This is a genomic window from Algibacter sp. L1A34, from assembly GCF_009796805.1.
GTDB lineage: Bacteria > Bacteroidota > Bacteroidia > Flavobacteriales > Flavobacteriaceae > Algibacter.
Genome location: NZ_CP047029.1, coordinates 4,494,972 through 4,509,188, shown reverse-complemented (window position 1 = coordinate 4,509,188; position 14,217 = coordinate 4,494,972). Strand labels below are relative to the sequence as shown.

The following is a 14,217-nucleotide window of genomic DNA, read 5'->3' as shown; positions in this document are numbered from 1 at the left end:
TTAGAACTCATTTACCGTGTTTATGTATTCCCTGTTAAATTATTGAAATTTACTTATATCTACTGCATTTCAATTAATGTAATTTCTGATAAACACCAACCGTACTTGCTCCAGAATCCTTCTGGTTGAAACTCTATTCGTTTCATTTTCTTTTCGGCTAATGCGTTTTTTATTTCAAAAATGGTTTGCCAATCTTTTATATTAAGTCGACCAATTAATTTATTTTTAATTCGTTTTTTTTCTTTTATTTCAATTTCCGACTTGGCTTTTTCAAATTTAATTTCTCTAAAAGAAATAGACAAGATTGTTGTAACTTATTTTAGTTTTCTTACCATTAAAATGAGTACAAACTAATTCTTTTTCTTTAAATTCTATGGCTTTAATGAAGTTTTTTTAACGATTTAAACATCTTATGTTTGATATAATTTCAATCAATAAAAAAGGAAATATTAATAAGATAAATATCCAATGAATTTTGAAGTAAAACAATGAGAGATATAAACCAACTTCAACAAATATAAGAAGAGTATAAAAAGTCTTTTTGTTCTCAAGATGGTCTCTTTTAAATGTCATTTTTGAGTTGTGACGAATAGTTCTGGATATATTTAGTTACGCATTTGGTAAACTAAAACGAGTCGATGTTTTAAACACATTCTTTATTATAATAATTGATAATATCAACCACCTGCTTTTTCTTAAATTCTTTCTTTTTTATTTTATCTATTAAGGTAGGGCAATCTTCAATTAGATTAAATTTTCGTTTTTTAAGCCAAGCTCCTGTTCTAATTGTTACATTATTTTTTTCTAAAAAATAAACATAACCAGACGATGTAGGGAAGCTCATTCCTGCACCCATTCCCATTCCCATTGCAGAGCCTGAATTTGTAACAAAAACACTATATAGATTAATTTTTCCTAATTGTACTATTTTCATTTTACGAGAAATTCCTTGCACCAGTTTAAATCTATATCGCTCTACACTCTTATCTTCTCTTTCTATATCATAACCATTTAGTTGGCTATTTTCATAATGAATAATATCTGAATTTAAATTTGCTTTATATTTAATACCTCCCAACATTTTGACCTTAACTAAACCTTTTAATTCTGTTGAGTCTTTTAAATAAATAGTGCCTTTCTTAGATTGTGCATTGATAAATAGAAATGATAGAATGGCTAAAAGAGTAAGCGTTTTTTTTATATTTTTTTAATTATTAATGTTCTTGATAACTGAATTATTTTCATCAAACCAACTGCCATTTTTGTATGTTACAGCACCTAGTTCTGAATGAAAAAACACGTTGCCTAATTCGGTTTTTTGTTCTATTCCTGTTATATAATCTGGCACACAAACTCCATTATCGAGTTGAGTATAGCCTTCATCGCAGGGATCATTTTCGCAATTTATAAAAGAGATGCTTGTTATTAAAATAGCTAATAATAAAATATTTTTTTTCATTTTATAAAAGGGTTTTATTTGGTGCTTTTTTTTACGTTCATGTATAAGAAACGTAGGGCAGGTGATAAGCACTATCGTTTCGGTTTATTACTTAGCTAAATATAAATATTTTGCTTTTATCTTTTCTATTATAAATACCAAATCAAAAGCTTTGGCGGACTTTATAAAAATACATTAAACTTTCGATTAAGCACCAAAACCCGTATTAATTATAATCATTACTGTAGGTCACTTTTATTTCAAGTATGTTCCAAAATATTTTTCAACTGTTTGTTGGTCATATTTATCTTCACCTCTCCAATATTCAACAAATGTCCAGTCATTTTTTCCTTTTATGGGTCTATCGTAACTTTTAGGTTTTAGAATTCCAATTGAAGCTAAAATTTCAATGAGTGCTTGTCTTTCTGGTTTACTTGACTTTATAACATCTTTTAATCTTGTTTCTAACTTTCCTGGATAATCATTTGGTTCTGAGGTTTCAATAATATTTAGTATGTTTTTAAAGATATTTATATCTTCTTTTAGAGGTTCTTCAATTGTTTCTTTTTCAAACTGTTGTAAGTCAAACAATGTATATATTAATTCACCATGTCTAACTCCTCCCCATTTTAGTCTCTCAAAATTCAGTACATTTAAGTCTCGTTCTACATAGTTTTTATCACCTATAACACCATACTGAACATCCCTACATATTTTACAAGTGTAAGAATGATATTTAGGTTGTCCGTTTTCATAAGAAGTTCCTGATACAACAGGGGAGTAGTCGTGTTTCTTAAATTTATGAGATAAGAAGTAACTTGATAAAGAAGAGCGTAGATCAAGTCTTTTTGAAGAAAGACTACTAAGAAAGGCTTTAGATATGTTCTCTAAGCTAATTTTATCTCTTATTGAGATGATTTTTTCCAAACATTCATTATGGTCAATTGTTAAAGGTTCAAACATATAGCCTTTTGATTTAGCATATTCGAAATCCTCCTTTAATAATTGTCTGTCTTTAGTGTCAATCCAACCATTTTTCCAAAATGATTTAAATAAAATTTGTTTTGCTTTTTTATCTGGCATTATTCTAAAATTGGCTGCAGCGGTTATGTGTAACGACCTTTGATTAAGCGCTAAACCGCAATTATTTTTATACGGTGTTACCTGCTGGCTTTTATTTCGTTTATAATTTTATTCTTTCTTTTTTTGGTCAAAATTTTAACCCAATATGTGATTATAACATCGTATCCACCAGATATTTTTCGTTCATTTTCATTCAGTTCAACAATCCAAGTTGCAATTTTACTTTCGTTTTTATTTGACTCTTTTATTTGGTCAAAATATTCCGATTTCGTTCCGAATTGTTGAGCACTATTTCCAGTTACAAAAATCACTTTCTTGTCGGTTAAATCATAATTTTTCAGCTGTTCGTCATTCATATATTCAGTCAGAAATTCAGATTCCGTTTGAGTAAGTTTCGGATTATTATCAATTCCGCATTCAACGAGGTTTTGTCCAATTGAGTTAATTGAAATCAGCAGTAAAATTATTGTCCCAATTTTTTTCATAAGTTCGATTTTCAGCTTGCAGGTAACGTCAGTCTGTCTAATAACTTACTGCAATTTTAAATATTTCTACTAAAATACAGTTTTTAGTATTAGTTGTGTTCAACGATTTGATTTTTTAAATTTTGTTCGTAGAGCACTTTTATATCTCTTAGAATAGCTTCTATAAACCTAATACAGGCCTTGTGAGCATGAGAAATAGACGTGTTGGTTTTTCTAATGATATTCCAAATTCTTGTTAAGTTATATGCAATAAACATCAACCCTACATCAGCACTAGCACGTTGCATCGTTTTCTTAGTGATGATATGATCAAAACTCCACTGGCGTTTTATTGTTCCGTATGGATGTTCAACAATGGCTTGTCGTTTTTTATAAGCATCAGGGTTTTGTAATACGTTTTGTGCGTTGGCTTCAATATATCGATGGAATTCACTGCGCTGTACTACCTTTCCATTAACCTTAGAAGTTGTACATAAAGCTCTTACTGGGCAGTTTTTACATGTGTTTGTTTTATATTGTTTGAAGCGATAATTACGCGCTTTATAGGTGCTTCCATTACTTTTAAGTATGTTTCCTTGTGGACAGGTATAGGTGTCGTTTTCTTTACTATATTTAAAGTGTTCTGAGTTATATTTTGGGTCTGGAGCTTGAGAGGCTCTTCCTATTCCAGGTATAGCAACAAGTGTTTTAATCCCTAGATTATTTGCCGTTTTAAATTCACTCCCTGTATGATATCCTTTATCATAAAGGGCGGTAAAGGTGTTTGTTTCTAAAATAGTTTTAGCGCGCTGTAACATCTGTCCCATGGCCTTGGAATCATTCTTATTGGTGACCAAGTAATCAAACGGAATATTGTGATCTGCATCTACAGTAGATTGTACACAGTAAGCAACTTCAGTAATATTGTTACGTACAATTAAATGCTTGCTATCCGGGTCAGAGGTAGATATTTGAGGTTCTCCAGAGGCTTTCAACTGCGCATTTAGTTTTTCATATTCATTTCTGCGACCTTGATGTTTATCAATATCCTTGTTGATTTGCTCTTTCTCATTTTCACTATCACTCTGTTCAAGAGCTTTATTGTACTGCTCTAGTTTGTTGTCAATATAATCTAAGTGACGCTGTATTTTCTTCTGATTGAAATTGTTCTTTTTGCTATTCTGAGCTCTAAACTTAGTACTATCACCCGCTATAAGTGTAGCACCTATAAGTCCAAAATTACGTGCAATTTGTACGGTAGCAAAAAACACTTTTTTAATAGCCTTTGCATTATCTTTTCTAAAATTGCTGATGGTGTTGTGGTCTGGATCTAGCGATTCTAGCAGCCACATCACTTCAATGTTTCGTCTACATTCTTTTTCTAATTGTCGGGAAGAACGAATACGGTTCATGTAACCGTAAATGTAAAGTTTGAGTAAAACAGATGGGTTATAGGCGGGCGGACCGTTTTCTATGAAGTCTGAACGGAATCCGAGTTCTGCTAGGTTAAGTGAATCTACAAATTGATCTATAGACCTTACGCTGTTCTGAGATTCTATTGAATCTTCGAGAGAAACAGGAAAAAGGCAGGTCTGTTTTCGGTCTTTTCCAAGGATAAATTTCATAACTAAAAGATACAAAAATGAGCTGAAAGTTACTTCCTAATTGATTCTAAAAATATAAATAGTTATTAGACAGTCTGACGTTTATGTATATGGAAAGTTGCGTGTTTGAGTGCGAGGATTTTCCGAAGGAAAATCGGACGCAAGCAAACAAAGCAAATCACATTGGTTAAGCTAAAAATAGCAATTTTTTATATACTGTGTTGTGCAACGTATTTTGTTTTTTATTCTGTCAATCCTTTTTATGTTCTTGTTCAGTATGATTTTGATTTCCATTAATCATTTTATCTTCGTCATACATTGCATTTGACATTCCAAGCATAACGGCAGTAATTATTAATATAATTTTTCTTTTTATCCAATTAAGGATTTGTTTGGATTTCTCCAAATGTGTTTTATTCTTTTGTTTATACATTTTAGTAATGATAAATGATTAGACATTTGTTTTATCATTTTATGCAGTAAAGCATATTCGCATAGAAAGTAAAGTCTGTTCTAGGCTATGTATAAACTTGTATATTGATTGCTGGACACGAATTTTTTATTTAAGAAAACGTGTCGAGCTATTATTGAACTTATTGTTTGATACCGTTCAATTTGTAAATTAAAGATTCTTGTAAATTTAGCACTATAAAAATCTCGTAAGTTGAGATATGTAATCAGCGCAACAAATATTTTTTCTGATTGAAGCTGTCTACCGTAAACGTATAATTCCGAATATTTATGGCTAAATTCTTTTCGGGTATTGATGTTTGAGACTTGATGATAGTTCGAAGAATTGGTTTGAGAATATAGAGAACATTCGTTAACCGTCAGACCGAAAATCAGAAGGAAGGAAATTAGATATTTTATATACTTTTTCAATTTATTATTTCAAATTATCAATCTTTGGCATATGTTGCACAACTTATTCATATGACTACTTCAACTACTCATTCTCTCCAAAAAGATCCCAATATGGATTATTCTGCATCATAGAAACCCATTGAAGAGATTCGGCCGAAGTTAGTTATTCTTAGTAAAAAAAAACATACGTATTTCTACCTATTTTTCTTAAACTGAAGCTAAAGTACAAAGGCCGTTTTAATTAGTTTTACGGAAAACCGTAATTTGAATAAGTAAATGATGAAAAGAGCTTATTTTGTTATCGTGGATTTTAGGTTTTTGTATCATTTTTAAGGCGTAACACCTAATTTTTATAAAAAAAATAGGTAATAAAATTTTCATATCATCCTTTTCACTACATTTATTCCACAATTAAAACATCTTAAAACATTAAGTTATGGCTAAATCGCAAGATTCAAAAAAGAATGTAAAAAAAGAGGCAACATTAACGCCTAAAGAAAAAAAAGCTGCAAAGTTGGCTAAAAAAGCAAGCAAAAAATAAACAGCTTAATTGTAAATACGCTTGAATAGCATAGTAATTAGCGTTCAAGTTTATTTATCATTCTTGTTGTGTTTCCTACCTTCAAGAAATAAGTTTTCGGAATTTAAATTATTTATTCTGAGTACAACTTTATTGTTAGAGCGAGATATAAATTCAACAGTATTGGATATATCTCTGCCTAACATAGAGTATAATTTCACTTCTTTATTCAGTAAATTTTTCCCAGTAATGGTTAGTTTATTAGCAAACGGATTTGGGTAAATTTGATTGGCTGTATTCCGTTCAACGTGATCAGGAACTAAGGTTTCCTCATAACTCATTACTTCCTTTAATATTTCATTAGGTGTGCCAAGTATCTCCGCTAGGTTACGCCATTAAACCTTCATTTCTTACATACAAATTCATTCTACAACAATTCGTTTTTCTCCAATCTGCTATTATGGTAACAGAGGTTCTTCTATCGCTGGAAGACATAATATTTTTGTTACTTCTACTTTTTTATAAAAATAGTATACTAAATACTTTCAATAAATATACCTTCGTGGTTAATTTCAATAGATTCAATTGCTGGTTCATTAGCATTAGCTCTCAAATCTGACCATTCAATATTTATGGGAAATGCATTTTTTAGTTTCCACACTATTACTGGTTCATGATTTTCATTTAGTAAGGAAATCGTTATATCTCTGCGTTCAACCTTATTGTGCTGTATTGTGTTTATCCAATCATAAAATTCAAGATCATTTTTTTTAAGACCTCTTTTTAAAATGATATTATTATATTTTAATTGTCCGGGTATTTTTTCTGTGGAGTGTACAGCAGAATCGCCTTCTCGATACTTTATACTTTTTGCTTCAATAGATAATCCTGATATTTCGGTGAAACCTGTTCTAGTTCCTCCCCATTCAACTTTAAAGTGACTTGTGGTTAATGGATAATTGCTCATAATGCGCTTAATTTTTAGTTTTAAAATGTGGATGTATTTTTTTATGGTATCATTCATTCCGTTATTTCAAATGAGTCAATTCATAACTTCGTGCAAAATCAAATTTAAATAGTTCAATATTATTTATTTAAGAGGGTTGCAACTTTATGGCCTTTACATTTTAGAACCTTCTGTTTCTCCTTCAATTGGTGTATTTTCCTTTTTAAGGTATTTATCTAAAAACTTTAGAATTCTACTATAAGCTTCTATTTGATTTTCTTTTTTAACAAAACCATGACCTTCATCTTCGAATAATACATATTCTACAGGAACGCCATTTTTTCTAACGCCAGCAACAATTTCATCACTTTCTATTTGCAATACTCTCGGGTCTTGAGTGCCTTGTAAAACAATTAAGGGTTTGGTTACTTTATCGGTATGGAATAAAGGGGATATGCGTTTTAATCTCACAGAATCTACCGAAAATGGATCGCCTAATTCTAAATATAATGACTCTCTATACGATTCCCAATATGGAGGAATGCTCTTTAATGTTCTAATCCAATTGGTAACACCAAAGAGATTTACGCCAACATCAAATTCTTCTGGAGTGTAAGTTAATGCCGCCATAGTCATGTATCCACCATAGGATCCACCAATGATGCCTATTTTGCTGTTATCAATTTCGGTTTGCGATGCCAACCAATTTTTACCTTCTACACAATCTTGTAAATCTTTCTCGCCATGGTTGCGGTCATCCATTTTATAAAATGTTTTTCCGTAGCCACTACTTCCACGATTGTTAACCGCTAAAACCGCATAACCATGATTAACTAAATATTGAATAAGAGAGCTAAAACCTTGGCGTGTTTGACCACCCGGACCACCATGAACCCAAACCATTGCTGGTACTTTGTTTGTTACAGACGCCTGAAGAGGTAAGTAATAAATAGCAGGAATTTCTACACCATCAAACGATTTGAAACGTATCACTTTTGCCGTCACTAAATCTTCAACATCTATAGCATCATTAAGAACATTTGTTAATTTATGTTGTTCCTTAGTTTCAAAATTATAGGTATATAAGTCTGAAGGTGAATTAGAACCACCAACATACATGCGCATCCATTTTTCATCGTTGCTAAAACTAACACTTGTGATGCTTTTATCTTTAAAATCTGGTAAATCAATGGGATTCATTGTTTTAGAATCTAAAATGTCAATAACATTTTTACCATCCTCGTTTGCGTAAACAACCATATATTTTCCTTCGGAAGTAAAACGGCTTCCCGAAATATCCCAAGATTTTTCTAGAACTTTTAATTGCTCTTTAGTCTGTAAATTATAAGACATTAAATATGAAAATTCTCCGCCATCATCTGTTGTATAATAAAATGTAGAATTATCATCTGAGAAATCTTGAGCTGTATTTTTACTTTGATTTTCGTTGATTTTAATCGTTTCCTTTGTTTTTGCGTCATAAAGAAACAAGTCGCTATCATTTGTGTTTAAAGATTTTGATAAAGCAAAATAATTTTCATCACTAGAAATTACTTCAAAGTTAAGACCATCATTATTTTGATAAATCATTTCCGAGGAGTAATCAGTTATAGACATTTTATACACATCAAAGAATTTTGGATCTCTTTTGTTAGAACCAAAATATAGATAGTTATCATCTTTAGACCATTCATAGAAAAAGGAAACAGCTCCCTTTTCTGGTGTTATATCTTTGATAGTACCGTCTAATTCCCTTACAAATAAATGATTTATTTCGTCACCATTTCCATCGGCACTTAATAGTATTCTATTGCTATTCGGGAAGTACGATTCTGCAAAAATAGAAGTGCTATCAGAGGTAGTAATCGCATTCATTTCTCCACCTTTAACAGGAATAGTGTAAACATTATAGATTCCGGAGCGATTACTAGAAACAAGTAAGCTGCTATTATCTGCAGAAAAACTTCCACCATTCACAGCTTCATTATCCATAAATTGTTCAATAGTATATTGCTTGATTTCGCGATCTACCATCACTTTATCTGTTTTGTTGTCTTTGCAAGAAAACATGAGTATTAATAAGCATAATCCTAAAAAATTTGTTTTCATAATATTATATTTAATTTGTTTACTGTTAATCATTGATTTATAGTAGGTTTGGTGTTGTTTCTTATTTGTTTTTAATCAACCAATTTTTATAACACTTTATCAAAAATTGCATGCCATCCTTTTTATACTCATCCGTAAATATTGTAAAATGGTCTCCGGGAACATAACTAAATACTATATTGGTATTTAACGGCTTCATTTCTTTTTCTAGTAATTGTACAGAACGGTTTAAAAAAATATTATCACTATTACCAACTGATATTCTAATTTTACCTTGTAAATCGTCTTTAAGGTTTGCCCAATTTTCTCTTAATAAAATAGATATATCATATCTTTTCCATAAAGCAAGTGCATCCTTATTTATTTCTCCGGTTGCAATATCTACTAACCGAATTCTGTTTCCGTCCTTATCATATCCACCAAAAACGGCATCAAAAGAATGAATTTGTGAACCTCTATATATCACATTCTCAGTTTTATAAAAGTCTTTGGCATTAATGACAGGAATTCTTCCAGCTATTGTGAATAAAGGTAGCATGTTGCCTTTATCGTTATAAAAGATATTGTCCGCTTCATAAATATTTACGTTTTGGTAGTTTCTAAAATCTACTTGATCGGGAGCACTAGACCAAGCTCCTGCAAATGTTTTTGGATAATTTATTTGTAACCAAAGGGTAGTCCAGCCTCCGCTGCTATGACCGTGAAGTAAAAAGGCACCGTTAGTTCTATATTTTTGCTTTAAGACAGGAATGAGTTCTTTTACAAGTGCGTCTCCCCAAGGACCGTTAACATCACTGTTTGCATAGGTAGAATGTCCTTCTGAACAATTTCCATCTAAATAAACAACAATGGTAGACTCCTCTTCTAATTGCTCTAAAAAAGCACTACGACCTGAATGCAATTTATAATTCGCTCCAAAACCAAAAATTGAAAAAATCACCGGATATTCTTTATTAGGCTGGTTATAGTATTCTTTAGGTAAGCTAACGGCGGCGTTAATAAACATATCCTTTTTATGAAACTTACTCAATAGGTTCGATTTAACACTTACTTCTTTTAAAAATTCAGTTTCATTAAATTTTATTGGTTTAATAACCTTATCTGCTTTAATCTTAAAAACTTTATTAAAATCCTTGGTTAGATTAATTTTTATCGGTTCGGAATACATATTTCCAGAACTTGAACCAATATTTGCATCACCAAGATTTAGATCAAATACAGCTTGTACATAGTATTCTCCTCTTTCAATATTTGATAATTCAACGGGATATGATACGGCATCATCTTTGAAAACTGCGATTTCATTGGCTTTTAAATTATTTACAACTACTCTATAAACAGGAGTTAATTCGAGTCCAACAAAAATGTCTTTTGGTGATTTATTATCTTTTGAAAGGTAGAGGAGCACATTTCCTGAAAAATCTTCTTTAATTAGGCTAGAAGCGAAGCTAACTTCAAATATTTGAGCATTAGAATGGAAGCCAAATATTAAAAAGAGAACAATTAAAAGGTATGTTTTTTTCATTATAGACATGTGTTTATAGTTAATGCCAACTTAATTATATGGTTAGTTTTTTATTAAAACCATGCATTCGAACTTTTGTAAATACTGCGTTATTATAGAAACTAATATCCGCAATAATTCGGTATCAATCTTTAGAATAAATATCTAAAAATGAATTTAAATTATGCTTTAAAAAGTAGATAGGGAAGAAGTGTAATAACCTTTTAATAAGGTGCTTGTGTTAAATATATGAAAAAAAAATATTTAAAAAAGAAAAACTTAATAATATTTAATTTTTGAAATAGGAGATTTCTTTGAGTGATGTGTATTTTTAGGAAATGTTACTTTTTAATTATTCGTTCAGTAAGCTTGTTGTTTATGTTAATAAGGTATGTGCCAGAATTTAAGCTTCTTATGTCAATTTTTTCATTTGGATTAGCTATATCACTTAATATTTTCATTCCGTTAATACTAAATATGCTATATTCCATTGGTTGTTTAATGTTTGAAAAGCTTATAAAGTCTGAAGTTGGATTAGGGTACATAATAATTTTGTTATAGCTTAATTCATTTAGTCCTAAAAGGGTGTTTTCTAGTTTTGATATTTTTTGACCACTATGTTCAGAGATATACAGTTCGTTTTCTATGAATATAATGTCTGTAGGACCGTCTAGTCCGGATACAACTTCAATGGGAGTTGGAGTATTATTCGATATGTTGATTTTAGTTATTTTATTTTCAGCAAGTTGTGCAATAAATAATTCGTCTCCATTAATTCTAAGGCCTATTGGTCCATTCAGACCTGTAATAACATCCTTGGTTGTTGGTGGGTTACTAGAAAGATCAATTTTGGTGATTTTATCTCCCAATATTTCAGAAACATATAAATCACTCCCATTAAGGGCAAGCGCACTTGGAAAATTTAAACCAGATACAACAACTTCTCGTGTTGGTGAATTATCAGAAATGTCAATTTTGGAAATAGTGCCAACATAAGATTCAGAGAAATAGAGTTCATTACCGATTAGAATCATACCATTCGGTTTATTTAGTCCTGTAATCACATCTTTTAAAACTGGCGAATTGGATGATATGTCAATTTTAGAAATCTTGTTGTCAAATCCAATTGCAATATACAAGTCATTTCCATTTAGAACCATACTTAATGGATCATCCAATCCTGCAATAATATCTATAGGGATTGGATTACTATTTGAAATATCAATTTTTGACAATTTGTTACTTGTCTGTTCCGTAAAATATAGATCATTACCATCTAGCAATAGCCTGTTAGGATTTCCAGATAATCCTGTAACAACATCTATTGTTTGAGCTATTAAAATATTTACACTTAGTATTAATAAGACTAATAAGTATAGCTTTTTTTTCATAATATATTTAATGTTTACTAACAATTTGATACAATAAATCGCGTCTTTTTAAATTATATAGTTGGTACTGTTTTTTTTAAACTTATGCATTGGAAATTATGTAAATAACACTTTTTATAAAAAGAAGTATCTACAACAATTCCAAGTCAAAAAATAGAATAAACATCTAATCTTGACTTTAAGTAATGGTTTAAAAAGTAAATAGGGAGGATGGGTAATAACCTTTCAATGAGGTATATGTGTTAAAAATATATAAAAACAGATATGTTAAAAAAGAAAAACTTAATAATATTTAATTTTTGCTGATTTTTTGAAATATGAGATTTATTTGGATGATATGTTAATACTTTATGGCTTTTTTTAAGATTATCATTTAATGATAGTTATATAAATTATCTATTAAAAATGTAATGCTTTTTTACTAAAGTATTTTTTGTAGTAGTTATTTCTTTGATTGATATGCTTTTAAATCATTATCTATTATAAATATCTTTCTATTTTTTGGAGTAGAATATCATTATGTGTGTCAACTAATATTGCTTGATTGTAAATGTCTTCGAAAGTTTAGGTTTCAGACATGTTATCTGTGGAATGTTTACATGATATTAAAACAAAAATAGTATGACTAAATATCTAAACTTTAGGTTAAGCACTAAATCCCGTTTTAATAATATTCAATTAATTTTTAATTATTTTCTTAATTTTATATTTATTATTTTTTAAATTAATCTTAACCAAATAAAGCCCTTTGCTAAGTTTTGAAACATTTATTTTTTTGTTGTATCCTCTATAAAGAAGTGTAGATTGTATATCATAAATTTCAATTGAAGTAAATTCTAGGTTATCAATTAATAGTATGTCTTTAACAGGGTTTGGATATATAATAAATTCGCTAGTTACTTGTTCTACATTAGATAACACGTTATCGTTTGTTGTAAATGAAACTAATTTTCCATTACTAGATAAGGGGCCGATGTTAAATGATTCGGATGTAATAAAATACTTGTTATCTTCAATATGTGTTATAGCCTCTGCTTGTTCAAATCCCAAACTTGTAAGTAATATTTGTGTGTTAGTACCCGAAAAAATATCATTATTTTTAAAGTTTTCACTAACCCAAACAAAAGGTTGTAATGCTGAATTATAACCTATTGAATATACTTTTTCTGTTAATGGATTGTAGGTAGCTCCAGTTATTAACCCTCCGCTAGTTAACGCTGTTGTCAATGATTTTAAAGTAAAAGTGCCGCTGTTTTTTGGGACTGAATAAGCTTTTGTTGTGCCATTAACCCAGTTTTTAGTAAATAAAATCAGATTATCTGCGTCAAAAGAAATGAGTGCTTCTGCATCCCATTCTGTATTATTAGGGTTAGAATCAAAATCTACTTGATCTGAATAACTGAAGTTTATAATTTCTGCTTTTACATTGGAGGAACTTAGATAATCACTTTTATTTATTTTGTAAATCTTTAAATCGGTTCTATTTCCACTGTTATTACCTATATCTCCAATGTATATAGATATTTCATCTTGTGCAATATCTTCCCAATCTACATTTGTAGCATTGGTAATTGTAATAGTTCTAATAATTAAACCAGAAATTGTATTTAACTCATAAAGTTTATTTTCATTACCCGAATCGTTATGAGTAATAAGTTTATTATTAAAAAATATAGCTCCTGATGATTCACTCAATGTTATTGGTAAATCAAAAACTTCTTCAACGTTCGCTATTTGAGCTACGGCCTTGCATGTGCTTAAAATAAGGAATGTTATTATAAGTGTTTTTTTCATAAGTATTTCTCCTTAAAAGGGATTGGGTTTAATACAAGATGTTTTTTAGTTAATTTATCTTCATTTTTTTTGTGAGCAAACAAATGTTGTAAAACAATTGAATAAAGGCAATAGTGTATATCTAATGGTTATTTAAATAGCATCTTATTATTTATTAAAGAGGCCGTAATAAATTACATAACTCGTTAGCAATATTTAGTGATAGCAACTAAAATTGACTTTTGCTTTTAATTGTAAAAATAAATAGGGAGGATGTGTAATAAGCTTGCTTATAGCTTATTGGGATTTAAAAGTAATTAAAAATATTTAAACTTTAAGGGTTTTATAATCTTTTTAGTGAAATTAATATAATCTAATAATATGATTTTGATAGTATTATGGACACGTGTTGAGTAATTCTGGAAAATTTCTAAATACAGAATATCTTTATTTAAATTAAAAGGAGGGAAGAATGAGCTCTGTTTTTTTATTACATTTTATAGGAACTTTGTATATTATTC

12 protein-coding genes are annotated in these 14,217 nt (G+C 29.8%); all 12 read right to left on the bottom strand.

Translation table 11 applies throughout. From position 1 onward, the window contains the following. Nucleotides 1–59 precede the first annotated feature (59 nt). Nucleotides 60–302 carry a hypothetical protein gene (locus tag GQR97_RS19005; protein WP_158851280.1) on the bottom strand — a complete coding sequence of 81 codons (243 nt, stop codon included), beginning with the start codon at nt 300–302 and terminating at the stop codon, nt 60–62. A gap of 341 nt (nt 303–643) precedes the next feature. After that, the gene (locus GQR97_RS19000) at nt 644–1,081 is read right to left on the bottom strand and encodes a hypothetical protein (protein WP_158851278.1); all 438 of its coding nucleotides are present in this window, start codon (nt 1,079–1,081) and stop codon (nt 644–646) included. A 126-nt stretch (nt 1,082–1,207) separates the two neighbouring features. After that, nucleotides 1,208–1,459: a hypothetical protein gene (locus tag GQR97_RS18995; protein WP_158851276.1), complete on the bottom strand. Its 252-nt coding sequence runs from the start codon at nt 1,457–1,459 to the stop codon at nt 1,208–1,210. Between the two features lie 234 nt (nt 1,460–1,693). Further along, nucleotides 1,694–2,521, bottom strand: a complete 828-nt coding sequence (locus GQR97_RS18990) for a hypothetical protein (RefSeq protein ID WP_158851274.1) — start codon at nt 2,519–2,521, stop codon at nt 1,694–1,696. 77 nt (nt 2,522–2,598) lie between these two features. Continuing rightward, entirely contained in the window at nt 2,599–3,006 is a 408-nt protein-coding gene (locus GQR97_RS18985; protein WP_158851272.1) for a hypothetical protein, read from the bottom strand. Between the two features lie 89 nt (nt 3,007–3,095). Then, entirely contained in the window at nt 3,096–4,610 is a 1,515-nt protein-coding gene (locus GQR97_RS18980) for an IS1182 family transposase (RefSeq protein WP_233267574.1), read from the bottom strand. Between the two features lie 1,434 nt (nt 4,611–6,044). Then, nucleotides 6,045–6,314 (bottom strand): T9SS type A sorting domain-containing protein, encoded by a 270-nt coding sequence (locus tag GQR97_RS20010; protein ID WP_158851270.1) that lies wholly within the window; start codon nt 6,312–6,314, stop codon nt 6,045–6,047. A 194-nt stretch (nt 6,315–6,508) separates the two neighbouring features. Further along, nucleotides 6,509–6,940 carry a phage tail protein gene (locus GQR97_RS18965; protein WP_158851268.1) on the bottom strand — a complete coding sequence of 144 codons (432 nt, stop codon included), beginning with the start codon at nt 6,938–6,940 and terminating at the stop codon, nt 6,509–6,511. 153 nt (nt 6,941–7,093) lie between these two features. Beyond that, a complete protein-coding gene (locus GQR97_RS18960) occupies nt 7,094–9,028 on the bottom strand; it encodes a S9 family peptidase (protein WP_158851266.1) in 1,935 nt (644 codons plus the stop codon). A gap of 61 nt (nt 9,029–9,089) precedes the next feature. Continuing rightward, nucleotides 9,090–10,553: an alpha/beta hydrolase-fold protein gene (locus tag GQR97_RS18955; protein WP_199269888.1), complete on the bottom strand. Its 1,464-nt coding sequence runs from the start codon at nt 10,551–10,553 to the stop codon at nt 9,090–9,092. Nucleotides 10,554–10,873: 320 nt separating this feature from the next. Next, a complete protein-coding gene (locus tag GQR97_RS18950) occupies nt 10,874–11,923 on the bottom strand; it encodes a T9SS type A sorting domain-containing protein (protein ID WP_158851262.1) in 1,050 nt (349 codons plus the stop codon). A 678-nt stretch (nt 11,924–12,601) separates the two neighbouring features. Next, nucleotides 12,602–13,717 (bottom strand): T9SS type A sorting domain-containing protein, encoded by a 1,116-nt coding sequence (locus GQR97_RS18945; protein WP_158851260.1) that lies wholly within the window; start codon nt 13,715–13,717, stop codon nt 12,602–12,604. Nucleotides 13,718–14,217 lie beyond the last annotated feature (500 nt).